Origin of the sequence: Rhodococcus tukisamuensis NBRC 100609 (assembly GCF_001894985.1) — a bacterium.
Lineage (GTDB): Bacteria > Actinomycetota > Actinomycetes > Mycobacteriales > Mycobacteriaceae > Rhodococcus_G > Rhodococcus_G tukisamuensis.
Map to the genome: position 1 here is coordinate 130931 of NZ_BCXG01000009.1, position 22152 is coordinate 153082.

The window sequence follows — 22152 nt, forward strand, 5'->3', positions numbered from 1 at the left end:
CTCACCAGGTTGACTGTTCATCCTTGATGCGCCTACCTTCGAGCGCGTGAAGCAGAATGAGTTGCTCGTAATCGGCTGGCGCGTCGTCGCCTGAGTCGATACCCGTCAACTCGCAAGCACGACGCGCCACCCTCGTACAGCATGAATTGCTGACGGGGGTTTTTTCTTGCCCGGAGCTAGCTTCAAAACTTCAAGACCAGAGGATTACGTAGTGAGCGCACCAATCGCACGGCCGCAGCCCACGCCGCGCAAGGCGGGGGCGACGGCTCAGCCCGCCCCGACAACCGCAGCAACCCAGCCCGGCGCCCGCCGCCAGGTCGCCCCGGAGCGCGTGTCCGGCGCGCAGTCCGTGGTTCGGGCCCTCGAGGAGCTCGAGGTCGACACCGTCTTCGGGATCCCCGGTGGCGCAGTGCTGCCCGTCTACGACCCGCTCTTCGACTCGAAGAAGGTCCGTCACGTCCTGGTCCGTCACGAGCAGGGCGCCGGCCACGCCGCGACCGGCTACGCACAGGCGACCGGGAAGGTCGGCGTCTGCATGGCCACCTCCGGCCCCGGCGCGACCAACCTGGTGACGCCGCTGGCCGACGCGCAGATGGACTCCGTCCCGGTCGTCGCGATCACCGGTCAGGTCGCGCGCAGCCTCATCGGCACCGACGGCTTCCAGGAAGCCGACATCTCCGGCATCACGATGCCGATCACCAAGCACAACTTCCTCATCACCGACGCGATCGACATCCCGCGCATCATCGCGGAGGCCTTCTACCTGGCGTCCAGCGGTCGACCGGGTGCGGTCCTCGTCGACATCCCGAAGGACATCCTGCAGGCGCAGACCACCTTCTCGTGGCCGCCGGAGATGCGGCTGCCCGGCTACCGTCCGGTCAGCAAGCCGCACGGCAAGCAGGTCCGCGAGGCGGCCCGGCTGATCGCCGACGCCAAGTCGCCCGTGCTCTACGTCGGCGGCGGCGTCATCAAGGCCAACGCGTCCGCGGAACTGATCGAGCTGGCGGAGCTGACCGGGATTCCCGTCGTCACCACCCTGATGGCCCGCGGCGCCTTCCCGGACAGCCACCAGCTGCACTGCGGCATGCCCGGCATGCACGGCAAGGTCTCGGCCGTCGCGGCGCTGCAGAAGAGCGACCTGCTGATCACCCTCGGTGCCCGTTTCGACGACCGGGTCACCGGCCAGCTCACCTCCTTCGCGCCCGACGCCAAGGTGATCCATGCGGACATCGACCCGGCCGAGATCGGCAAGAACCGGTACGCGGACGTGCCGATCGTCGGTGACTGCAAGGAGGTCATCGTCGAGCTGATCGAGGCGATCCGGGCCGACATGGCCACCGGCACCACCACCGACCTGACCGAGTGGTGGGCGTACCTCGACGGCCTGCGCAAGACCTACCCGCTGGCGTACACACGCCCCTCGGACGGCGCGCTCTCGCCCGAGTTCGTGATCGAGGCGGTCGGCCGGCTCGCCGGTCCCGACGCGATCTACTGCGCCGGCGTCGGCCAGCACCAGATGTGGGCCGCGCAGTTCGTCAACTACGAGAAGCCGCGCACCTGGCTGAACTCCGGCGGTCTCGGCACCATGGGCTACGCCGTGCCTGCCGCGATGGGCGCCAAGATGGGCCGGCCCGAGGCCGAGGTGTGGGCCATCGACGGCGACGGCTGCTTCCAGATGACCAACCAGGAACTGGCGACCTGTGCCCTCGAGGGCGTGCCGATCAAGGTCGCGCTGGTCAACAACGGCAACCTCGGCATGGTCCGGCAGTGGCAGACCCTCTTCTACGAGGAGCGCTACTCCAACACCAACCTCGGTACCCACGGCGCGGTCCGGATCCCTGACTTCGTGAAGCTGGCGGAGGCGTTGGGCTGCCACGGAATCCGGGTCGAGCGCGAGGAGGACGTGGAGGCCGCGATCCGCGAGGCGCAGTCGATCAACGACAAGCCCGTGGTGATCGACTTCATCGTGAGCGACGACGCCCAGGTGTGGCCGATGGTCGCCGCGGGCACCAGCAACGACGAGATCATGGCGGCCCGGGGAATCCGGCCGCTCTTCGACGACGACGAACTGGCCGCCGAGCCTGCCGTCATCCACGAGGCCATGGAACGCGAGCAGCGGGTCGTCGATTCGGCCGCCGCCACGGACAGCGAGGACAACAAGTGAGCACGAGTCACACCCTGAGCGTTCTCGTCGAGGACAAGCCGGGAGTGCTGGCCCGCGTGGCCGCGCTGTTCTCCCGTCGGGGCTTCAACATCGAGTCCCTCGCGGTCGGGGCGACCGAGCTCCCCGAGGTCTCCCGTATGACCATCGTCGTCACCGTCGACGAGTTCCCGCTCGAGCAGGTCACCAAGCAGCTCAACAAGCTGGTGAACGTGCTCAAGATCGTCGAGCAGGAAGGCGACGCCTCGGTCGCGCGCGAGCTGGTCCTGATCAAGGTCCGGGCCGACGCGAGCGTCCGCACACAGGTCCTCGAGACCGTGAACCTGTTCCGCGCCAAGGTGATCGACGTCTCCACCGAGTCGTTGACCATCGAGGCGACCGGTACCCGCTCGAAGCTCGACGCGCTGCTGCGGATGCTGGACCCGTACGGCATCCGTGAGATCGTGCAGTCCGGCGTCGTTGCGGTCGGACGTGGGCCCAAGTCGATCACGGCGGCTCGCTAGTACCTTAAGTGCACGAACCAGGCTTCATTTCAGAACTTTTTCAAAGATCCCCAGAGGAGAGGTAATACCAGTGGCAGTCGAGATGTTCTACGACGATGACGCCGACCTGTCGATCATCCAGGGCCGCAAGGTCGCTGTGATCGGTTACGGCAGCCAGGGCCACGCGCACTCGCTGAGCCTGCGCGACTCGGGTGTCGATGTGCGCATCGGCCTCAAGGAGGGCTCGAAGTCTCGCGCCAAGGCCGAGGAGCAGGGCCTGACCGTCGGCACGCCGGCGGAGGTGTCCGAGTGGGCCGACGTGATCATGGTGCTCGCGCCCGACACCGCCCAGGCGTCGATCTTCACCAACGACATCGAGCCGAACCTGAAGGACGGCGACGCGCTGTTCTTCGGCCACGGCCTCAACATCCACTTCGACCTGATCAAGGCTCCGGAGTTCGTCACGGTCGGCATGGTCGCCCCCAAGGGCCCCGGCCACCTGGTGCGTCGTCAGTTCGTCGACGGCAAGGGCGTCCCGGCGCTCATCGCCGTCGACCAGGACCCGAAGGGTGAGGGCCAGGCCCTCGCGCTGTCCTACGCCAAGGCGATTGGTGGCACCCGCGCGGGCGTCATCAAGACCACCTTCAAGGAAGAGACCGAGACGGACCTCTTCGGCGAGCAGGCCGTGCTCTGCGGCGGCACCGAGGAGCTCGTCAAGACGGGCTTCGAGGTCATGGTCGAGGCCGGCTACGCGCCCGAGATGGCGTACTTCGAGGTGCTGCACGAGCTCAAGCTCATCGTCGACCTCATGTACGAGGGCGGCATCGCCCGCATGAACTACTCGGTGTCCGACACCGCGGAGTTCGGCGGCTACCTCTCCGGCCCGCGCGTCATCGACGCCGGCACCAAGGAGCGCATGAAGGCGATCCTGGCGGACATCCAGTCCGGCGAGTTCACCCGTCGCCTGGTCGCCAACGTCGAGAACGGCAACACCGAGCTCGAGGGCCTGCGCAAGGCCAACGCCGAGCACCCCATCGAGGTCACCGGCAAGAAGCTGCGCGACCTGATGAGCTGGGTCGATCGCCCGATCACCGAAACTGCCTAGTCAGTAGGCAGGACCTGCGCTCCGGCCGTCGCGCCGCAGCACGCACCTGAACCCGGTGCCGCTTCCGGACAGTCTCGACTGTCGACGAAGCGGCACCGGGTTCTTGGCGTTCCGGGTGCCCACTATGTGGTATCCGGCCCCCACGAGGTGGATTGGCCGGGGCCGGAGACTAAGCTGTCCGGGTCACGGCTGACGTGGGCGCCCGGTGCGGCGGCTGGCCGTGGTCGATCCGCCCGACATCTACCGCAGGGAGTTCACTCGTGAGCCAGAATGGCCGGCCCGTAGTCCTCATCGCCGACAAGCTTGCACAATCGACCGTCGATGCGCTCGGAGACGGTGTCGAGGTTCGCTGGGTCGACGGCCCGGACCGCCCGGCGCTCCTCGCCGCCGTCCCGGAGGCCGACGCCCTGCTGGTCCGCTCCGCGACCACCGTCGACGCCGAGGTCCTCGCCGTGGCGCCGAAGCTCAAGATCGTCGGCCGCGCCGGCGTCGGACTCGACAACGTCGACATCCCGGCCGCGACCGAGCGCGGTGTGATGGTCGTCAACGCGCCGACCTCCAACATCCACTCCGCCGCCGAGCATGCCGTCTCGCTGCTGCTCTCGACCGCGCGCCAGATCCCGGCCGCCGACCGCACGCTGCGTGAGAAGACCTGGAAGCGCTCGAGCTTCAACGGCACCGAGATCCTCGGCAAGACCGTCGGCGTCGTCGGCCTGGGCCGCATCGGTCAGCTGTTCGCGCAGCGCCTCGCCGCGTTCGAGACCGAGATCATCGCGTACGACCCCTACCTGCCGGCCGCTCGCGCCGCGCAGCTGGGCATCGAGCTCGTCGACATCGACCAGCTGGTCGAGCGCGCCGACTTCATCTCGGTGCACCTGCCCAAGACCAAGGAGACCGCCGGCCTCCTCAACGCCGAGCGTCTGGCCAAGGCCAAGGACGGCGTCATCATCGTCAACGCCGCCCGCGGCGGCCTGATCGACGAGGACGCGCTGTACGACGCGCTCGTGGGCGGCAAGGTCCGCGCCGCCGGCCTCGACGTGTTCAACACCGAGCCGTGCACCGACTCCAAGCTGTTCGACCTCGACAACGTCGTCGTCACCCCGCACCTCGGTGCCTCCACCTCGGAGGCCCAGGACCGCGCGGGCACGGACGTCGCCAAGAGCGTCCTGCTGGCCCTGGCCGGGGAGTTCGTGCCGGACGCCGTCAACGTCTCCGGTGGCCCGGTCGGCGAAGAGGTCGCGCCGTGGCTCGAGCTGGTCCGCAAGCTGGGTCTGCTCGCCGGCACCCTCTCGCCCGAGGCCGTGCAGAACGTGCAGGTCGTCGTCACCGGTGAGCTGTCCGCCGAGAACGTCGAGATCCTCGGCCTCGCGGCCCTGCGCGGCCTGTTCTCGGCCAGCAGCGACGAGGCCGTCACGTTCGTCAACGCCCCGCAGCTCGCCGAGCAGCGCGGCGTGAGCGTCGAGGTGGAGAAGCACAGCGAGGCACAGAGCCACCGCAGCGCCGTCGAGGTGCGCGCGGTCGCGGCCGACGGCACCGTCACCGCCGTCGCGGGCGCGCTGACCGGCCTGCAGCAGGTCGAGAAGATCGTCAACGTCAACGGCCGCAGCTTCGACCTGCGCGCCGAGGGCCACAACATCGTCGTGCACTACGCGGACCGCCCGGGCGTGCTCGGTGTGCTCGGCACCGTGCTCGGCACCGCCGGCATCGACATCCAGGCCGCGGCCCTGAGCCAGGACGTCGAGGGCGAGGGCGCCACCGTCATCCTGCGCGTCGACCGCGTGGTCGGCGACGCCGAGGTCGCGCAGATCGTCGAGAAGCTCGATGCCCGCGTTGCACAGGTCGACCTGTCCTGATCGGACCTCAGCACCAACCGCGATGGCCGCGATCGTCTCGTACGGTCGCGGCCGTCGTCGCACAGCCCAGTCTTGGTTGCGGCGTCGCCGCGAAGGAAGTGAGTAGTACATGAAGCTTGCAGTCATTCCCGGTGACGGCATCGGTGTCGAGGTCACGGCCGAGGCACTGAAGGTGCTGCGGAAGCTGGTCCCGGACCTGGAGACCACCGAGTACGACCTCGGTGCGAAGCGCTACAACGCCACCGGCGACCTGCTGCCCGAGGCGGAGCTCGCGGAGATCCGCACCCACGACGCGATCCTGCTCGGCGCCATCGGCGATCCGCGGATCGTCGCCCCGGGCGTACTCGAGCGCGGACTGCTGCTGAACATGCGCTTCCTGCTCGACCACCACGTGAACCTGCGTCCGGCCCGCACGTACCCGGGGTCGAAGTCGCCGCTGGCGGCCAACCCGGACATCGACTTCGTCGTGGTCCGTGAGGGCACGGAGGGGCCGTACACCGGCAACGGCGGCTCGATCCGCATCGGCACCCCGCACGAGGTTGCCACCGAGGTCTCGGTCAACACCTGGTTCGGTGCCGAGCGCGTCGTCCGCGCCGCGTACGAGCTGGCACGGACCCGCCGCAAGCACCTGACGCTGATCCACAAGACCAACGTGCTCTCCAACGCCGGCCGCATCTGGACCCGTGCGATGGAGACCGTGGGCGCCGAGTACCCCGACATCGAGACGGCGTACTGCCACATCGACGCCGCGACCATCTACATGGTCACCGACCCGACGCGCTTCGACGTGATCGTCACCGACAACCTGTTCGGCGACATCATCACCGACCTCGCGGGCGCCGTCACCGGTGGCATCGGCCTGGCCGCGAGCGGCAACATCGACGCGTCGGGCACCAGCCCGTCGATGTTCGAGCCCGTCCACGGCTCCGCGCCCGACATCGCCGGCCAGGGGATCGCCGATCCCACCGCGGCGATCCTGTCGGCCGCGATGCTGCTGCGTCACCTGGGCCGCGAGGACGACGCCGCGCGCATCGAGCGTGCCGTCGAGGCCGACCTGGCCTCGCGCGGTGACGCCCCGATCGTCACCACCGAGGTGGGCGACCGGATCGCCGCCGCCGTCTAGTCCGGCCTCACGCCGTATCGACAACTCCGCCCGCGAACCGACGAAAGGTTCGCGGGCGGAGTGCGTTCACCGGGCCGGTCAGGCCTGTGGCGGATGGTCGGCGGGCACGAGGGGGACGGCGACCACCGGGCACAACGCCGCCAGTGCGAAGGCGGCGGGGAAGCCGAGCGCGGCGATCACCGCCCCGAACACCGGCGGCACCAGCGATGCCGCGAGGTACTGGCTGGTGTTCTGCGCGCCCAGCGCGCGACCGCTCCAGTACGGCCCGGAGATCTCCGCGACGGCCGTGAACGCGAGTCCGTTGTCGGCGACGGTGATCACCGACGCGACCACCAGCAGCGCCACCGAGACGGGGGAGTCGAGCCAGTCGGTGACCGCCAGCGCGAACATGGCGACGGCGGCGGCGGCGGCGACCTGACGCAGCGGACCCATCCGGCTGCCGACGCGGTCGGACCAGAAGCCCGCGGCGATGCGTCCGGCCGCGCCCAGCAGCTGGGTGAGGGTGATGAGGATGCCGGCGGACGCCGCGGACCAGTGCCGGTCGGTCATCAGCCAGACCAGCGCGAACGTCCACACCAGGTACTGCGGCACCACCAGCAGCATGGAGACGCCGTGAATGCGCCAGAGCACGGCCTGGTCGCGGTACGGGTTGTCGAGCAGGCCCTGCTCTGCCGCCGCGGCCCTGCTCGGTCGCGGCGGGTCGATCACGAACAGCAGGCAGGCCAGCGCCGCGACCGCGCAGATCGCGGCGGGCACCGCCAGCGCCCAGCCGATGCCGTGCGCCGCGGCCAGGCCGGGAATGGTCAGCGCGGCCACCGCGACGCCGAGCGGCAGGGCCATCTGACGCACGCCCATGGCGAAGCCGCGGCGGTGGGCCGGGAACCAGCCCACCACCACCCGGCCGCTGGCGGCGTTGGCGCTGGACGCCGCCATGCCGCCGAGCAGCAGGAAGATGCCCAGCGCGACGTAGGACGAGCTCGTCGCGGCGGCCGCCGCGGCCAGCGCGGTCGCGGTGAGCCCGATCGCCAGCACCCGCCGTTCGCCGATCCGGTCGACGACGATGCCCCACGCGAAGAGCGTGAACAGGAAGCCGACGGTGGGCGCGGCCGCAATGAGCCCGGCCTGGGGCAGCGACATCCCCGTCTGCGTGGTCAGGGTGGGGATGAGGAACGCGGGGGCGTTGGAGAACACCGCGCCCGCGGCCTGGGCGAGGACGCCGAGGCCGAGCATCGACCATCTGCGAGCGGCGGACAGCTGGCGGTCCGGGGTGACGTCGTTCATCGGCACGTCCCAACATATGAAATAAAGATCTTACAAAGTGGATTAAGCCGCGAGTCTATACCCGCCCGGAGCCGCCCCGTGCCGGGGCAGGCGGGTGGGCCGCGGCACGGTCGATAGACTTCGCTCATGCGCCTAGGTCGAATTGCCAGCCCGGACGGGGTCGCCTTTGTTTCCATCGAGGGGGAGGGCGATGCGCAGACGGCGAAGGAGATCGCCGAGCACCCCTTCGGGACACCCACCTTCACCGGCCGCAGCTGGCCCGTCGCGGACGTCCGACTGCTCGCCCCGATCCTTGCGAGCAAGGTCGTGTGCATCGGCAAGAACTACGCGGCGCATGCGGCCGAGATGGGCGGCGAGGCGCCCGAGGACCCGGTGATCTTCCTCAAGCCGAACACCTCGATCGTCGGCCCCGGCGCGCCGATCCTGTTGCCGCCCAGTTCGAACGAGGTTCACTACGAGGGTGAGCTGGCGATCGTGATCGGCCGCCCCTGCAAGGACGTGCCGGCCGCCAAGGCGCTGGACGTGGTGCTGGGCTACACCGTCGCCAACGACGTCTCGGCCCGTGACCACCAGCGGCACGACGGCCAGTGGACGCGCGCGAAGGGGCACGACACCTTCTGCCCGCTCGGGCCCTGGATCGAGACCACGCTCGACGCGTCCGACCTGGAGATCAAGACCGAGGTGGGCGGCGAGGTCAAGCAGCGCAGCCGCACTTCGCTGCTCCTGCACGACATTCCGAAGATCATCGAGTGGGTCTCGGCCGTGATGACCCTGCTGCCCGGCGACGTCATCCTCACCGGCACGCCCGAGGGTGTGGGACCGATCGTGGCCGGCGACACCGTCAGCGTGACCATCGAGGGAATCGGCACGCTCACCAACCCGGTGGCGGCCAAGGGCTGAGCCCACGCATCGGATGCCACTGCGCTGGTGGCGGCGACTAGCCTGTAAGGGACCAATCCACCCTCGCAGACCCTAGTGAGCCATGACCACCAGCGAAGTGCGCGTCCGATTCTGTCCGTCTCCCACCGGAACCCCGCATGTCGGGTTGATCCGCACGGCCCTGTTCAACTGGGCCTACGCGCGGCATCACGGTGGCAAGTTCGTGTTCCGGATCGAGGACACCGACGCCGCCCGCGACTCGGAGGAGTCGTACCAGGCGATCCTCGACGCGCTGCGCTGGCTCGGCCTGACCTGGGACGAGGGTCCGGAGGTCGGCGGGCCGCACGAGCCGTACCGGCAGTCGCAGCGCCGCGACCTCCACCTCGAGGTGGTGGCCAAGCTGCTCGCCGCGGGTGAGGCCTACGAGTCCTTCTCGACGCCCGAGGAGGTGGAGGCCCGGCACAAGGCCGCCGGCCGCGACCCGAAGCTCGGCTACGACAACTTCGACCGTGACCTGACGGCCGAGCAGCGGCAGGCGTACCTCGACGAGGGCCGCAAGCCCGTGGTGCGCCTGCGGATGCCCGACCACGACCTGACGTGGCACGACCTGGTCCGCGGCGAGACCACCTTCAAGGCCGGCACGGTGCCGGACTTCGCCCTCACCCGTGGCAACGGCGTCCCGCTGTACACCCTGGTGAACCCCGTCGACGACGCGTTGATGAACATCACCCACGTGCTGCGTGGCGAGGACCTGTTGTCCTCCACGCCGCGTCAGCTGGCCCTCTACGAGGCGATGCAGCGCATCGGGGTGGCCGAGTCCACCCCCGAGTTCGGGCACCTGCCGTTCGTGATGGGACAGGGCAACAAGAAGCTCTCCAAGCGCGACCCCGAGTCGAACCTGTTCATCCACCGCGACCGCGGGTTCATCCCCGAGGGCCTGCTCAACTACCTGGCGCTGCTGGGCTGGAGCATCGCGGACGACCACGACGTGTTCAGCCTCGCCGAGATGGTCGAGGCCTTCGACATCTCGAAGGTGAACTCCAATCCGGCCCGGTTCGACCAGAAGAAGGCCGACGCCATCAACGCGGAGCAGATCCGGTTGCTGGCCCCCGAGGACTTCTCCGGCCGTCTGCGCGAGTTCCTGACGATGCACGGCCACTCGGTGGACTCCGTGGACGCCCAGGCCTTCGACGTCGCGGCGGACCTCGTGCAGACCCGCATCGTGGTGCTGTCCGACGCGTGGGACCTGTTGAAGTTTCTCTTCGTCGACGAGTCCGGGTTCGCGATCGACCCCGCGGCCGCCGCCAAGAACCTCGGCGCCGATTCCGCGCCCGTGCTGGACGCCACGATCGCCGCGCTGGACGCGTTGGAGACGTGGGCGACCGCGGACCTGGAGGAGTCGCTCAAGGGCGCCCTGATCGACGGTCTGGAACTCAAGCCGCGCAAGGCGTTCGCCCCGGTGCGCGTCGCGGTGACCGGGTCCCACATCAGCCCGCCGCTGTACGAGTCGATGGAACTGCTCGGTCGCGAGAAGACGCTCGGCCGGCTGCGTTCCGCCCGCGCCCAGCTCGGGTAAATAGCTTCCGATTGGCGGTCAGAGGGCAAATTTAGCCCTCTGACCAGCCGATTTGGAGAAACGGTGGGGGGCTTTGATAGTGTTCTCCTCGTTGGAAGGGAGCGGCCAAGCCGAGAGGCAAGGACGAGCCCGGAACAGCATTGGGGTATGGTGTAATTGGCAACACAGCGGTTTCTGGTACCGCCATTCTAGGTTCGAGTCCTGGTACCCCAGCGGAGAGTTCAGCCAATTTCGGTTTGACACCGATTTTGACTCTGAACTCCGGCCAGCTAAGCTAGCCGAGCTTCCACCGTTGATCTGATCCGACAGGATCTTGTCGAAATCGGAAGAGTTCCACCGTGTCGCGAGCATGTGGCGGCGCACCTTGAAAATGTTCTGGCCCCGTCGTCTAGCGGCCTAGGACGCCGCCCTCTCAAGGCGGTAGCGCGGGTTCGAATCCCGTCGGGGCTACCAGGGAATTGCCCTCCGATCAGCGATCGGGGGGTTTTCTTTTGGGCGCAGGGTTTCATCCCTGACGCAGGTACCACCCAAGTTCCACGCATCACCGAGATCACGCACCATCAAGTTCCTGGCCCCGTCGTCTAGCGGCCTAGGACGCCGCCCTCTCAAGGCGGTAGCGCGGGTTCGAATCCCGTCGGGGCTACAAATCGAGAGAGACCCTCCGGCTCACGCCGGGGGGTCTCTCTCGTTGTGTCACGCGGTGATACGGCCTATCCGCTCTTGCGGCGGAATTCTCGCTTGTGGTCCGCCGGTCCGTGCGTGTGATGGATCTTCGAGTCGCCGGCGGTGGCGGCTCCCGGACCCGCGCTCTTCTCGTTCTTGCGGTCGAGCGCCTCGCGGAACTGCTGCTTGATCTGTTCGTTCTCGGACTCGGTCACGATGCGTTCCTCCTGTTTGTCGGTCGCATCGTGACCGTACCGCGGTAAGGGCCTCGGGGCCCGTCAATTACCCGTGGTCACAGGTACTGCGCGGTGGTGCCGCCGATCGGCAGCTCGGGCAGGCCGAGCTTGCGGTGGTCCCAGGACCGCACCCGCTCCGGCCTGACCCGCACCGCCACACGCTTGTGCAGCATCATCTCGATGGCCGGGTCGACGTCCGTGGTGTACGGGCCGGTGTAGCGCTCCCAGATGCTCACTCCGACCTGCCACAGCGCGTCGGCGTCGTCGACGATCTCGGCGGTGCCCTCGAAGGACACGCCACGCAGGGTGTCGTAGGTCTGGCCGTCCTCGATCATCACGGTGATCCGGTTGTCGCGTCGGAGGTTCACGGCCTTCTGGGACTTGGACTTCGTCTCGAACCACAGTTCGCCGTCGATCAGCGCGTACCACATGGCGATCAGGTGCGGGGCACCGTTCGGGCCGACAGTGGCCATGGTGGCGACTCGGCTGCGCTCGACGAATTGCGTGATCTCGGTATCAGCCATCGTGATCTGAGATCGTTGGTTGGTGCCCACTGCGAGGTCCTCCATGGGGATCGGAATCTGTTTCTCGCATGCACTGTGCCACGGCATGGGCCACGGCACAGTGGTTCTCGGTGGGCGCCCCGGAGGCGTCCCCGGGTGAGGGGGCGCCTCCGGGGAGTCAGAGCCGCTTGTGCAGCGCCTCGGCCGCCGCTAGCAGGTCGGCCGCCCAGCGGGCACCCGGCCGACGGCCCATCCGGTCGATGGGGCCGGAGACGGAGATCGCGGCGATCACGACGCCGGCGCGGTCGCGCACGGGTGCGGCCACGCTCGCGACGCCTGCCTCGCGCTCGGCCGCGCTCTGTGCCCATCCGCGCTTGCGTATCTCGACGAGCACCCGCTCGCTGAACAGTGCGTCGGCGAGGACGGTCCGCTGCACCTGGGGGTCCGCCCACGCGAGCAGCACCTTGGCGCCGGAGCCTGCCGTCATCGGCAGCCGGGCGCCGACGAGCACGGTGTCGCGCAGGCCGGTCGGCGGTTCCATGGCCGCGATGCAGACGCGCTGCAGGCCCTCGCGCCGGTACAGCTGGACGCTCTCGCCGGTGATCTCGCGAAGGCGGGGCAGGATGAGTGACGCCGCCTCGAGCAGGCTGTCGTGGGCGGTGGGGGCAAGCTCCGCGAGCCCGGGGCCGGGGCGCCACAACCCGTCGCCGTCGCGGGCCAGGAGTCGGTGGACCTCCAGGCCGACTGCGAGTCGGTGGGCCGTCGCTCGGGGCAGTCCGGTGCGGGCACACAGTTCGCCCAGATTGCACGGCTGCTCGGCCACTGCGTACAGGACCGCCATTGCCTTGTCGAGCACCCCGATCCCGCTGGCAGCGGGAGGGCCGCTATGCTGTCTCATAGGTCGATACTATCTTCTCGAATGCTGAGATGGAAGCTCGGGACGGTTCGCCCGCGAACCGAGAGATGATGGGTGTCGGAGGTTGCCGAGGCCCGGCAGGACCTTCGGCCCGGACGAATCACGAAGAGGTGGAGAGCATGGCGAGCACAGGACGCACCCTGGCGGAGAAGGTGTGGGACGACCACGTCGTCGTCAAGGGTGAGGGCGAGGGTTCCGGGCGTAATCCCGACCTCATCTACATCGACCTGCATCTGGTGCACGAGGTGACCAGCCCGCAGGCCTTCGACGGGCTCCGGCTCGCGGGCCGCCCGTTGCGGCGCCCGGATCTCACGATCGCCACCGAGGACCACAACGTGCCCACCGTGGACATCGACAAGCCGATCGCCGACCCGGTCTCGCGCACCCAGGTCGAGACCCTCCGCCGCAACTGCGAGGAGTTCGGTGTGCGCCTGCACCCGATGGGCGACCTGGACCAGGGCATCGTGCACGTGGTCGGCCCCCAGCTGGGTCTGACCCAGCCCGGCATGACCGTCGTGTGCGGTGACAGCCACACCTCGACGCACGGCGCCTTCGGTGCCCTCGCAATGGGAATCGGCACCAGCGAGGTGGAGCACGTGATGGCGACGCAGACGCTGTCGCTGCGCCCCTTCAAGACGATGGCCGTCACCGTCGACGGCGAGCTGCAGCCCGGGGTTACGAGCAAGGACCTGATCCTCGCCGTGATCGCGAAGATCGGCACCGGCGGCGGTCAGGGCTACGTGCTCGAGTACCGCGGCGAGGCCATCCGGAAGCTGTCGATGGAAGCGCGAATGACCATCTGCAACATGTCCATCGAGGCGGGCGCACGGGCCGGCATGATCGCGCCCGACGAGACGACCTACGAGTTCATCAAGGGTCGCCCGCACGCTCCGCAGGGTGCGGACTGGGATGCGGCCGTGGCGGCCTGGTCACAGCTGAAGACCGACGACGACGCGGTGTTCGACAACGAGGTGCGCATCGACGCGAACACGTTGACCCCGTTCGTCACCTGGGGCACCAATCCGGGGCAGGGCGCCCCCCTCGGTGAGTCGGTGCCGAACCCGGCGGACATCGTCGACGAGGGCGAGCGGGCCTCGGCCGAGAAGGCGTTGGCCTACATGGGCCTGGAGGCGGGCACACCGCTGCGTGAGGTCGCCGTGGACACCGTGTTCGTCGGATCCTGCACCAACGGGCGCATCGAGGATCTTCGTGAGGTGGCGAGCGTGCTGGAGGGTCGCAAGGTGGCCGACGGCGTGCGGATGCTCATCGTCCCGGGCTCGATGCGGGTGCGGGTCGAGGCCGAGAAGGAGGGCCTGGGCGAGATTTTCACCGCCGCGGGAGCGGAGTGGCGGCAGGCCGGCTGCTCGATGTGCCTCGGCATGAACCCGGACCAGTTGGCGCCGGGGGAGCGATCGGCGTCGACCTCCAACCGCAACTTCGAGGGTCGGCAGGGCAAGGGCGGGCGCACTCACCTGGTCTCCCCGCTGGTGGCGGCGGCGACGGCGGTGCGCGGCACGCTGTCCGCACCGGCCGACCTGGACTGAAGACCACTTCGAACGACAGGAGATATCTCGATGGAAGCCTTTACGACTCACACGGGCATCGGCGTCCCCCTGCGGCGGTCCAATGTCGACACCGACCAGATCATTCCGGCGGTCTTCCTAAAGCGCGTCACGCGTACCGGTTTCGAGGACGGGTTGTTCGCCGCCTGGCGTAACGACCCCGGGTTCATCCTCAACATCCAGCCCTACGACAGGGGTTCGGTTCTGGTGGCCGGCCCGGACTTCGGCACCGGCTCCTCCCGCGAGCACGCGGTGTGGGCACTCTCGGACTTCGGATTTCGGGTTGTGATCGCATCTCGCTTCGCAGACATCTTCCGCGGCAACGCCGGCAAGGCGGGTCTGCTGGCGGCTCAGGTGGAGCAGTCCGACGTCGAGTTGCTCTGGAAGGCACTCGAAGAGCAGCCCGGTCTCGAAGTTGTCGTGGATCTCACAGAGCGCACCGTCACAGCCGGAACGTTGGTGGTGCCCTTCACGATTGACGACTACACGCGGTGGCGTCTGCTCGAGGGTCTCGACGACATCGGATTGACGTTGCGCCAGGTAGACGCCATTTCCAGCTTCGAAAAGTCAAGGCCTTCATGGAAACCGGTCACCCTTCCGGCCCGGGTGGACGACGCGAACTGATGTGACGGGCTAACCAAAAACGGGTACCGTCCGGTGTGCCACGCCACTGAGAGCGGCATGAGAATTGGCGTGGCACATAGACTCCTGCTCTTTTCAGGTTTACCGTGATTCATAGTCGGTCCGACAATGGGCCATTTGGTTTGCGGAGGAATTTCCATGAACAAGGCAGAGCTCATTGATCAGCTCACCGAGCGACTGAACTCGGACAGGCGCGGCGCGACGGAGGCCGTCGAGCACATCGTCGACATCATCGTCCGCGCGGTGCACTCCGGTGAGAACGTGACGATCACCGGCTTCGGTGTCTTCGAGCAGCGTCGGCGCGCGGCCCGAGTGGCCCGCAACCCGCGCACCGGCGAGACCGTCAAGGTCAAGCCGACCTCGGTGCCCGCCTTCCGCCCCGGCGCTCAGTTCAAGGCCGTAATCGCGGGCAAGCAGAAGCTTCCCGCCAGCGGCCCGGCCGTCAAGCGTGGCTCCGCGGCAGCGGCTCCGGCCAAGAAGGCAGCGGCGAAGAAGACCGCGGCCAAGAAGGCGGCGCCCGCGAAGAAGGTGACGCCGGCCAAGAAGGCGGCGCCCGCGAAGAAGACGGTCGCGAAGAAGGTGACGCCCGCCAAGGTGACACCGGCCAAGAAGGCAGCGCCCGCGAAGAAGACGGTCGCGAAGAAGGTGACGCCGGCCAAGAAGGCAGCGCCCGCGAAGAAGACCGTTGTGAAGAAGGCAGCGGCACCGGCCAAGAAGACGGTCGCGAAGAAGGTGACGCCGGCCAAGAAGGCTGCGCCGGCCAAGAAGACCGTCGCCAAGAAGGCCGCACCGGCCAAGAAGGCGCCCGCGAAGAAGGCACCTGCCAAGAAGGCTGCGCGCAAGTAGACCGACTGTGCACGCGCCGGCGTGCTGATCAGGGGCGGCCACGGGAATTCCCGGGGCCGCCCCTGATTCATGTCTGCGGCTGTCTCTGCGGCGCTCTCAGAGGTCGGGAAGCGCGCTGTCGATGTGGTTGGCGTCCACGAGTTTGCCGCCGGACAGCGACAGGACCCAGATGCTGCCCTTCCGGTTGCGGGCCGGGGGGAGGGCGATGCCGTCGCGCTGCGCCCACCACTGGAGCAGGTCGGGGATCACGAGGCCCTGGGTGCAGATCACCTGGACGCCGCCGCGCGCGGCGATCTTGCGGACGAGCGCGCGGGCCCGTGCGGGATCCTCGGTGTAGGCCTCCTCGGTCAGCGCCGGCTCGAGGCCGATGTCGACGCCGAGCGCGTCGGCCAGCGGTTCCACCGTCTGGACGCAGCGGACCCGGTCGGCCGCGTGAATCTCCGTGGCGCCGAATGCCTGCAACACCGGGGACAGCGCGAGCGCCTGGGCGCGTCCGTGCTTGTCCAGCGGACGTTCGGGGTCCGGACCCGTGTACCGGGCGCGGCTGCCGGCCTTGGCGTGCCGGACCACGAGCACGGTGGTCGTGTCGGCAGGCACCGAGATGAACCGTCGCATCACCTTCAGGTCCACCGAGTAGGACAGCGCGCCCGGCACGTCGTCCGGGGCGAGCCACCGGAGTTCGTCGACCTCGTTGTTGGGCACGAACTCGCCGCCGCGTGCCTCGGCCGCCCAGTAGTCGACCCGCTTGCGCTTGCGGTGGCCCGGGATCTCGTAGGCGACACGGGTGACGTGGCGGCCGAGTTGGACCCGGTGCCCGGTTTCCTCCTCCACCTCACGCAGGGCCGCGACGACAGGCGTCTCGCCCGGGTCGAGCTTGCCCTTGGGGAAGGACCAGTCGTCGTAGCGAGGACGATGGATCAGTCCGATCTCGATCTCGTACGGGTTCGTGGGCGACTTGCGCCAGAGCACCGCGCCGGCGGCGAAGATGTTTGCCTTGATCGGTCGGTCCGACTTCGAGCTCACGAACTTCCTCTCTGTGGGCGGAACCTGGTACCGACGGTGTGCCGGATCAGACCCCGCCTCCGCGTCGGCTGCGCATCAGTTCCTGTTGGTGCTCGCGCACCTTCTCGCCGCGGGCCGGCGAGGCCACCCAGCGTCCGTCCGGCTCGAGCACCCAGCAACGAGTGGTCGGTTCGAGCGCCGAGTCGAAGATGCCGCTGAGCTGATCGGCCAGTCGCGGGTCCTTGACCTGCGCCATGACCTCGACCCGGCGGTCCAGGTTGCGGTGCATCATGTCGGCGCTGCCGATCCAGAACTCGTTCCCCCCGACGAAGTGCAGGATGCGCGAGTGCTCGAGGAAGCGGCCGAGAATCGAACGCACCTCGATGTTCTCGCTCAGGCCCGGCACGCCCGGCTTGAGGGCGCAGATCCCGCGTACCACCACCTGGACGGGCACGCCGGCCTGCGAGGCACGGTAGAGGGCGTCGATGACCTGCTCGTCCACCAGGGCATTCGCCTTGAGGCGCACCCCGGCCGGGCGGCCCGCCTGCTGGTGCGCCACCTCCGCGGCGATCCGCTCCACGATGCCGGACCGGACACTGTATGGGGCGACGAGGAGGTTGCGGTACTTCGCCTTTCGCGAGTAGCCGGTCAGCGAGTTGAACAGGTCGGTCAGGTCGGCCCCGATCTCCGGTGCGGCGCTGAACAGGCCGACGTCCTCGTACATCCGGGCGGTCTTCGGGTTGTAGTTGCCGGTACCGATGTGGCAGTACCGGCGGATCGTGGAGCCCTCGCGTCGGACCACAAGGCAAGTCTTGCAGTGGGTCTTGAGACCGACCAGTCCGTACACCACGTGCACGCCGGCCTGCTCCAGCTTGCGCGCCCACTTGATGTTCGCCTGCTCGTCGAAGCGTGCCTTGATCTCCACCAGCGCGACCACCTGCTTGCCCGCCTCGGCGGCGTCGATGAGGGCGTTGACGATCGGGGAGTCGCCGGAGGTGCGGTAGAGGGTCTGCTTGATTGCCAGCACGTGCGGGTCCGCCGCCGCCTGTTCGATGAAGCGCTGCACGCTGGTCGAGAAGGAGTCGTACGGGTGGTGCACCAGCACGTCGCCGTCCCGCAGCGTGGAGAACACGCTCTTCGGGGTCTCCCGCTCACCGAACGCCGGATGGGTGGCCGGCACGTACGGCGCGTCCTTGAGGTCGGCGCGGTCGACCCCGTAGACCTGCCACAGGCAGGACAGGTCGAGCAGTCCGGGTAGCTGGATCACGTCGCCGGGGTCCACGTCGAGCTCACGCAACAGGAGTTCGAGCATGTGCTCGGTCATGTCGTCGGCCACCTCGAGCCGAACCGGAGAACCGAACCGGCGGCGGGCGAGTTCGCGTTCGAGGGCCTGCAGCAGGTCCTCGTCCCGGTCCTCCTCGACCTCGAAGTCGGCGTTGCGGGTGACCCGGAACGCGTGGTGTTCGACGATCTCCATGCCGGGGAACAGGGTGTCCAGGTGCGCCGCGATCAGCGCCTCGGTCGGCAGGAAGGCAGGGATGGACGACGGCGAGTCCGGGCGGTTGACGCGGACGAAGCGGTCGACGTTGTCCGGCACCTTGACCCGGGCGAAGTGCTCGCCGCCGGTGGTGCGGTCCTTGACCGTCACGGCGAGGTTCAGGCTCAGGCCGCTGATGTAGGGGAAGGGGTGGGCCGGGTCCACCGCCAGCGGGGTCAGCACCGGGAACACCTGCTCCTGGAAGTACTCCGAGAGCCTGCGCTCCTCGTCGGTCGTCAGGTCCGACCAGCCGATGATGGAGATGCCCTTCTCGGCCAGGGCGGGGAGCACCATGTCGAGAAACGTCCGCGCGTGCTTCTCGGCGATCTGCTGGGATCGGCGGTTGATCAGCGCAAGCTGCTCGCGCGGGCTCAGCCCGTCCGCCGAGCGAACCGACAGCCCGGTCTCGTCCCGTCGCTTGAGCCCGGCGACCCGGACCATGTAGAACTCGTCGAGGTTCGAGGCGAAGATCGCGAGGAACTTGGCGCGCTCGAGCAGCGGCAGCGACGGGTCCTGGGCGAGGGTGAGCACCCGGGTGTTGAAGTCGAGCCAACTCAGCTCCCGGTTGAGGTAGCGGTCCTCCGGCAGCGGGGCAAGGGAGCCGTCGACGGGCAGCGGGGTGGCCGCGGGCGGCGCGGTGGGAATTACCGGCAGGTGGTTCGTGACCGCGGCGAGCCGCTCGCGTTCGCTCACCGCGGAGGAGGGCTTGGATCCGGGCTCGTGTCGGACGTTCTCGGCATTGGTCACAGCTCGATCATCCCTCAGATCGAGAGTGCGCGACAATCGATGGCGGAGATGTCAGGTGAATTTTCGGGTGGGTGCGGCGCCGCTGTGCCAGCCGATCCGGCGCAGTTGCTCCACGGTGGCCGGCCCGGGGCCGAGTGCGGCGGCCGCGTCGAGGTCGGCGGCCGTGTCCACGTCGAGCCGCAGGCCCGGCCAGTCGCCGGTCAAAGCCGTTGCGCCGGAACCGAGGTGACGTGCCGCGGAATCGGGGCCGAAGCGGGGGTCCAGCCCCGCGGCCGGTTCGCCGACAATCAGCGCCGCGGTGCCGGTGCCGTGGTGGTCGACGACGATCGCCCGGGGGTGATTCCGGGCGGCGGCGAGCGCCGCGTCCAGTTCGCTGCCGAGCAGGCACGGGAGATCACCCTGCAGGGCCACCACCGCGGTGCGGCCGGGGCGGGCGCCGGGGTGCGCGGCCGCGGCGCGCAGCACGGCGTTGAGGGGATCGTCGCCCGGCGACTGCGGGTCCGGCAGCCATCCGACCCCGCACTCCTCGGCGACGGCGACCACCGTCGGGTCCGGCGTGATCACCGTGATCTCACCGACCGCGGCCGCCGTGCGGGCGGCGGCGACGGTGTCGCGCAGCATCGCCAACACGAGGTCGGTCCGTTGGGTGGGTAGCAGACGACTGGCCAGCCGGGTCTTGGCCCGACCCAGGTCCTTGACCGCGATCAGCACGTGCGCGCGGTGCGGCGGCATGTGGAGTGCGGTGTCCATGGTGTCGATCCTGCCAGCACGGGTGCCGGTGAGAGGGACCGCGGCACCTGACGGGCCGATTACTGTCAGAATGCGTTTCAGGTGCAGCATCGGCGGAGGGACTTCCATGGGCAGGGCGGCAGTACTGGGTGCGGGTTCGTGGGGCACGGCATTTGCGAAGGTGTTGGCCGATGCCGGCACCGATGTGACGCTCTGGGCGCGCAGAACGGAAGTGGCCGAGGCGATCTCGACCGACCACGTCAATCGCTTCTACCTCGACGGGGTGGACCTCCCGTCGACGTTGAAGGCGACGAGCGACTATCGCGAGGCACTGGACGGGGCCTCCGTGGTGGTGTTGGCGGTGCCGTCGCAGTCGCTGCGCGAGAACCTCGCGGTGTGGGCGCCCTCGATCGGGGCGGACGCGACGATGCTCTCGCTGGCCAAGGGCATCGAGAGTGGCACCCTGATGCGGATGAGCGAGGTGATCGTCGAGGTGACCGGCGCGGACCCGTCTCGGGTGGCGGTGCTCTCCGGGCCGAACCTGGCGAAGGAGATCGCTGTCGGTCAGCCGGCCGCCACGGTCATTGCGTGCACCGACTCGGATCGGGCATTGGAGCTTCAGAAGGCTTGTGCAACAGGCTATTTCCGCCCGTACACCAACTCTGACGTGGTCGGTTGCGAGATCGGCGGGGCGTGCAAGAACGTCATCGCACTGGCCTGCGGCATGGCGTCGGGCATCGGGCTGGGGGAGAACACCAGCGCCTCGATCATCACCCGGGGTCTGGCGGAGATGATCAGGCTGGGCGTCGCGCTCGGCGCCAACCCGGCGACGCTCGCCGGACTCGCCGGCGTCGGTGACCTGGTCGCGACCTGCTCGTCGCCGCTCTCGCGGAACCGCACCTTCGGCGCGCACCTCGGTGCGGGCGGCGACATGGCGAGTGCGCAGGCCGCCACGAACGGGCAGGTCGCCGAGGGCGTGAAGTCCTGCACGTCGGTCCGGGCGCTGGCCCTGCGCCACGGGGTGGAGATGCCGCTGACCGACGCCGTGCACCGGGTGTGCCACGAGGGCATGTCGGTGCGGGAGGCCGTCGGCCTGCTGTTGGGCAGGCGCGTCAAGCCGGAATGAGCGCCGGTCGACCCCGGTACCGAGCGGGCTCGTGGGCGTGTGAGCCGGTACTGTTTGTTGGTGAGTAATCCGCGTACGAGGGTGGCTGTGGTCTTCGGTGGTCGCAGCAGTGAGCACTCCGTTTCCTGTGTATCCGCTGGTAGTGTGCTGCGCAACCTCGATCCCGAGCGTTACGAGGCGATCCCGATCGGTATCACCGAGGAGGGCGCCTGGGTGCTCGGCCCCGCCGACGCCTCCGCGCTGTCGATCGACGGGCGCACGATGCCGACCGTCGACGCCGGAGGCACCGCGCTCGCGCTGACCGCGGACCCGACCCGGGCCGGCGCGGTGGTCTCCCTCGCGGCGACGGAGGCAGGCAAGGTTCTCACCTCGGTGGACGTGGTGTTCCCGGTACTTCACGGTGCGTACGGCGAGGACGGCACCGTCCAGGGTCTGCTCGAGCTTGCCGGGGTGCCGTACGTCGGACCCGGGGTGCTGGCCAGCGCGGCCGGCATGGACAAGGAGTTCACCAAGAAGCTGCTCGCCGCCGAGGGACTGCCCGTCGGCCGCCAGGTGGTGCTCCGCCCGGGCACCGCCACCCTCTCCGCGGCGGACCGCGCGGACCTCGGCCTGCCGGTGTTCGTCAAGCCCGCACGCGGTGGATCGTCGATCGGCATCTCTCGGGTGTCGAGTTGGGACAAGCTGGACGAGGCGATCGCCGAGGCCCGCAGCCACGACCCGAAGGTCATCGTCGAGGCCGCGATCGTGGGCCGGGAGGTGGAGTGCGGAGTGCTCGAGTTCCCGGACGGCACAGTGCGTTCCAGCGTCGTCGCGGAGATCCGGATGCCGGAGGTGAGCGCCGACGAGGATTCCTTCTACGACTTCGACACCAAGTACCTCGACGACATCTGCGAGTTCGACGTGCCCGCCAAGCTGGACGACGACGTCAGTGAGGAGATCCGGGCGCTCGCGGTCCGCGCGTTCGCTGCGCTGGACTGCCAGGGTCTGTCCCGGGTCGACTTCTTCGTCACCGAGAACGGTCCGGTGATCAACGAGATCAACACGATGCCCGGCTTCACCTCGATCTCGATGTACCCGCGGATGTGGGAGGCCGCCGGCATCGACAACGCGACGCTGGTGAGCACCCTCGTCGAGACCGCGTTGGCGCGGGGGACCGGCCTGCGCTGAGTCCCGGCCACAGCAC

The 22152-nt window shown here is 68.8% G+C and carries 19 protein-coding genes and 3 tRNA genes; 15 read left to right on the forward strand and 7 right to left on the reverse strand.

Annotation, left to right across the window (positions count from 1 at the left end; translation table 11 throughout):
• The first annotated feature begins 211 nt into the window (after nucleotides 1–211).
• The 5 genes from RT2_RS12620 to RT2_RS12640 all read left to right on the forward strand — a co-directional run bounded on the left by RT2_RS12620 (nucleotide 212) and on the right by RT2_RS12640 (nucleotide 6724).
• On the forward strand, nucleotides 212–2164 hold the full coding sequence (locus RT2_RS12620) for an acetolactate synthase large subunit (RefSeq protein WP_072845139.1): 1953 nt from the start codon (nucleotides 212–214) through the stop codon (nucleotides 2162–2164).
• Nucleotides 2161–2664, forward strand: coding sequence for an acetolactate synthase small subunit (gene ilvN / locus RT2_RS12625; RefSeq protein ID WP_072845140.1), 504 nt, complete (start codon nucleotides 2161–2163; stop codon nucleotides 2662–2664). Before RT2_RS12620 ends, ilvN begins: the two co-directional genes overlap by 4 nt.
• 82 nt (nucleotides 2665–2746) lie before the next feature.
• Complete coding sequence (gene ilvC, locus RT2_RS12630) at nucleotides 2747–3748, forward strand: ketol-acid reductoisomerase (RefSeq protein ID WP_174556706.1); 1002 nt, start codon at nucleotides 2747–2749, stop codon at nucleotides 3746–3748.
• A gap of 260 nt (nucleotides 3749–4008) precedes the next feature.
• The gene (serA, locus tag RT2_RS12635) at nucleotides 4009–5601 is read left to right on the forward strand and encodes a phosphoglycerate dehydrogenase (protein WP_072845142.1); all 1593 of its coding nucleotides are present in this window, start codon (nucleotides 4009–4011) and stop codon (nucleotides 5599–5601) included.
• A gap of 109 nt (nucleotides 5602–5710) precedes the next feature.
• Nucleotides 5711–6724 (forward strand): 3-isopropylmalate dehydrogenase, encoded by a 1014-nt coding sequence (locus RT2_RS12640; RefSeq protein ID WP_072845143.1) that lies wholly within the window; start codon nucleotides 5711–5713, stop codon nucleotides 6722–6724.
• A gap of 78 nt (nucleotides 6725–6802) precedes the next feature.
• On the opposite strand, the gene RT2_RS12645 is transcribed toward RT2_RS12640, so the two are convergent.
• Entirely contained in the window at nucleotides 6803–8005 is a 1203-nt protein-coding gene (locus tag RT2_RS12645) for an MFS transporter (RefSeq protein ID WP_217635608.1), read from the reverse strand.
• Nucleotides 8006–8131: 126 nt separating this feature from the next.
• Between RT2_RS12645 and RT2_RS12650 the strand changes: the two genes are divergently transcribed.
• The 5 genes from RT2_RS12650 (at nucleotide 8132) to RT2_RS12670 (ending at nucleotide 11103) form a co-directional block, all read left to right on the forward strand.
• On the forward strand, nucleotides 8132–8905 hold the full coding sequence (locus RT2_RS12650) for a fumarylacetoacetate hydrolase family protein (RefSeq protein ID WP_072845144.1): 774 nt from the start codon (nucleotides 8132–8134) through the stop codon (nucleotides 8903–8905).
• Nucleotides 8906–8987: 82 nt separating this feature from the next.
• Nucleotides 8988–10460 carry a glutamate--tRNA ligase gene (gene gltX / locus RT2_RS12655; RefSeq protein ID WP_072845145.1) on the forward strand — a complete coding sequence of 491 codons (1473 nt, stop codon included), beginning with the start codon at nucleotides 8988–8990 and terminating at the stop codon, nucleotides 10458–10460.
• A 141-nt stretch (nucleotides 10461–10601) separates the two neighbouring features.
• A tRNA-Gln gene (locus RT2_RS12660) sits at nucleotides 10602–10673 on the forward strand.
• Between the two features lie 164 nt (nucleotides 10674–10837).
• Nucleotides 10838–10913: transfer RNA gene (locus RT2_RS12665), tRNA-Glu, on the forward strand.
• A 117-nt stretch (nucleotides 10914–11030) separates the two neighbouring features.
• Nucleotides 11031–11103 (forward strand) — tRNA-Glu (locus RT2_RS12670).
• A gap of 67 nt (nucleotides 11104–11170) precedes the next feature.
• On the opposite strand, the gene RT2_RS25875 is transcribed toward RT2_RS12670, so the two are convergent.
• From RT2_RS25875 to RT2_RS12680, 3 genes are all read right to left on the reverse strand, one after another.
• On the reverse strand, nucleotides 11171–11338 hold the full coding sequence (locus RT2_RS25875; protein ID WP_169888322.1) for a DUF5302 domain-containing protein: 168 nt from the start codon (nucleotides 11336–11338) through the stop codon (nucleotides 11171–11173).
• A gap of 77 nt (nucleotides 11339–11415) precedes the next feature.
• On the reverse strand, nucleotides 11416–11913 hold the full coding sequence (locus tag RT2_RS12675) for a pyridoxamine 5'-phosphate oxidase family protein (protein WP_072845184.1): 498 nt from the start codon (nucleotides 11911–11913) through the stop codon (nucleotides 11416–11418).
• A 127-nt stretch (nucleotides 11914–12040) separates the two neighbouring features.
• Entirely contained in the window at nucleotides 12041–12760 is a 720-nt protein-coding gene (locus RT2_RS12680; protein ID WP_072845146.1) for an IclR family transcriptional regulator, read from the reverse strand.
• Between the two features lie 137 nt (nucleotides 12761–12897).
• On the opposite strand from RT2_RS12680, the gene leuC reads away from it, so the two are divergent.
• The 3 genes from leuC (at nucleotide 12898) to RT2_RS12695 (ending at nucleotide 15828) form a co-directional block, all read left to right on the forward strand.
• Nucleotides 12898–14322, forward strand: coding sequence for a 3-isopropylmalate dehydratase large subunit (leuC, locus tag RT2_RS12685; RefSeq protein ID WP_072845185.1), 1425 nt, complete (start codon nucleotides 12898–12900; stop codon nucleotides 14320–14322).
• 30 nt (nucleotides 14323–14352) lie between these two features.
• Nucleotides 14353–14964: a 3-isopropylmalate dehydratase small subunit gene (gene leuD, locus RT2_RS12690; RefSeq protein ID WP_072845147.1), complete on the forward strand. Its 612-nt coding sequence runs from the start codon at nucleotides 14353–14355 to the stop codon at nucleotides 14962–14964.
• 156 nt (nucleotides 14965–15120) lie between these two features.
• A complete protein-coding gene (locus RT2_RS12695) occupies nucleotides 15121–15828 on the forward strand; it encodes an HU family DNA-binding protein (protein WP_072845148.1) in 708 nt (235 codons plus the stop codon).
• A 96-nt stretch (nucleotides 15829–15924) separates the two neighbouring features.
• On the opposite strand, the gene RT2_RS12700 is transcribed toward RT2_RS12695, so the two are convergent.
• The 3 genes from RT2_RS12700 to cofC form a co-directional block, all read right to left on the reverse strand.
• Nucleotides 15925–16851, reverse strand: coding sequence for an NUDIX hydrolase (locus tag RT2_RS12700; RefSeq protein WP_072845149.1), 927 nt, complete (start codon nucleotides 16849–16851; stop codon nucleotides 15925–15927).
• Between the two features lie 46 nt (nucleotides 16852–16897).
• Nucleotides 16898–19060, reverse strand: coding sequence for an RNA degradosome polyphosphate kinase (locus RT2_RS12705; RefSeq protein ID WP_072845186.1), 2163 nt, complete (start codon nucleotides 19058–19060; stop codon nucleotides 16898–16900).
• A gap of 105 nt (nucleotides 19061–19165) precedes the next feature.
• Nucleotides 19166–19864 carry a 2-phospho-L-lactate guanylyltransferase gene (gene cofC, locus RT2_RS12710; RefSeq protein WP_083577350.1) on the reverse strand — a complete coding sequence of 233 codons (699 nt, stop codon included), beginning with the start codon at nucleotides 19862–19864 and terminating at the stop codon, nucleotides 19166–19168.
• Nucleotides 19865–19970: 106 nt separating this feature from the next.
• Between cofC and RT2_RS12715 the strand changes: the two genes are divergently transcribed.
• Nucleotides 19971–20969, forward strand: a complete 999-nt coding sequence (locus tag RT2_RS12715; protein WP_072845150.1) for an NAD(P)H-dependent glycerol-3-phosphate dehydrogenase — start codon at nucleotides 19971–19973, stop codon at nucleotides 20967–20969.
• A 60-nt stretch (nucleotides 20970–21029) separates the two neighbouring features.
• The gene (locus RT2_RS12720; protein WP_072845188.1) at nucleotides 21030–22136 is read left to right on the forward strand and encodes a D-alanine--D-alanine ligase family protein; all 1107 of its coding nucleotides are present in this window, start codon (nucleotides 21030–21032) and stop codon (nucleotides 22134–22136) included.
• The last annotated feature ends 16 nt before the right edge of the window (nucleotides 22137–22152 follow it).

Coding starts and splice junctions, on each gene's coding strand:
- ilvC (WP_174556706.1), top strand. CDS start 2,747: ATGTTCTACGACGATGACGCCGACCTGTCGATCATCCAGGGCCGCAAG.
- RT2_RS12640 (WP_072845143.1), top strand. CDS start 5,711: ATGAAGCTTGCAGTCATTCCCGGTGACGGCATCGGTGTCGAGGTCACG.
- RT2_RS12645 (WP_217635608.1), bottom strand. CDS start 8,005: ATGAACGACGTCACCCCGGACCGCCAGCTGTCCGCCGCTCGCAGATGG.
- RT2_RS12650 (WP_072845144.1), top strand. CDS start 8,132: ATGCGCCTAGGTCGAATTGCCAGCCCGGACGGGGTCGCCTTTGTTTCC.
- gltX (WP_072845145.1), top strand. CDS start 8,988: ATGACCACCAGCGAAGTGCGCGTCCGATTCTGTCCGTCTCCCACCGGA.
- RT2_RS12680 (WP_072845146.1), bottom strand. CDS start 12,760: ATGAGACAGCATAGCGGCCCTCCCGCTGCCAGCGGGATCGGGGTGCTC.
- leuC (WP_072845185.1), top strand. CDS start 12,898: ATGGCGAGCACAGGACGCACCCTGGCGGAGAAGGTGTGGGACGACCAC.
- leuD (WP_072845147.1), top strand. CDS start 14,353: ATGGAAGCCTTTACGACTCACACGGGCATCGGCGTCCCCCTGCGGCGG.
- RT2_RS12695 (WP_072845148.1), top strand. CDS start 15,121: ATGAACAAGGCAGAGCTCATTGATCAGCTCACCGAGCGACTGAACTCG.
- cofC (WP_083577350.1), bottom strand. CDS start 19,864: ATGGACACCGCACTCCACATGCCGCCGCACCGCGCGCACGTGCTGATC.
- RT2_RS12715 (WP_072845150.1), top strand. CDS start 19,971: ATGGGCAGGGCGGCAGTACTGGGTGCGGGTTCGTGGGGCACGGCATTT.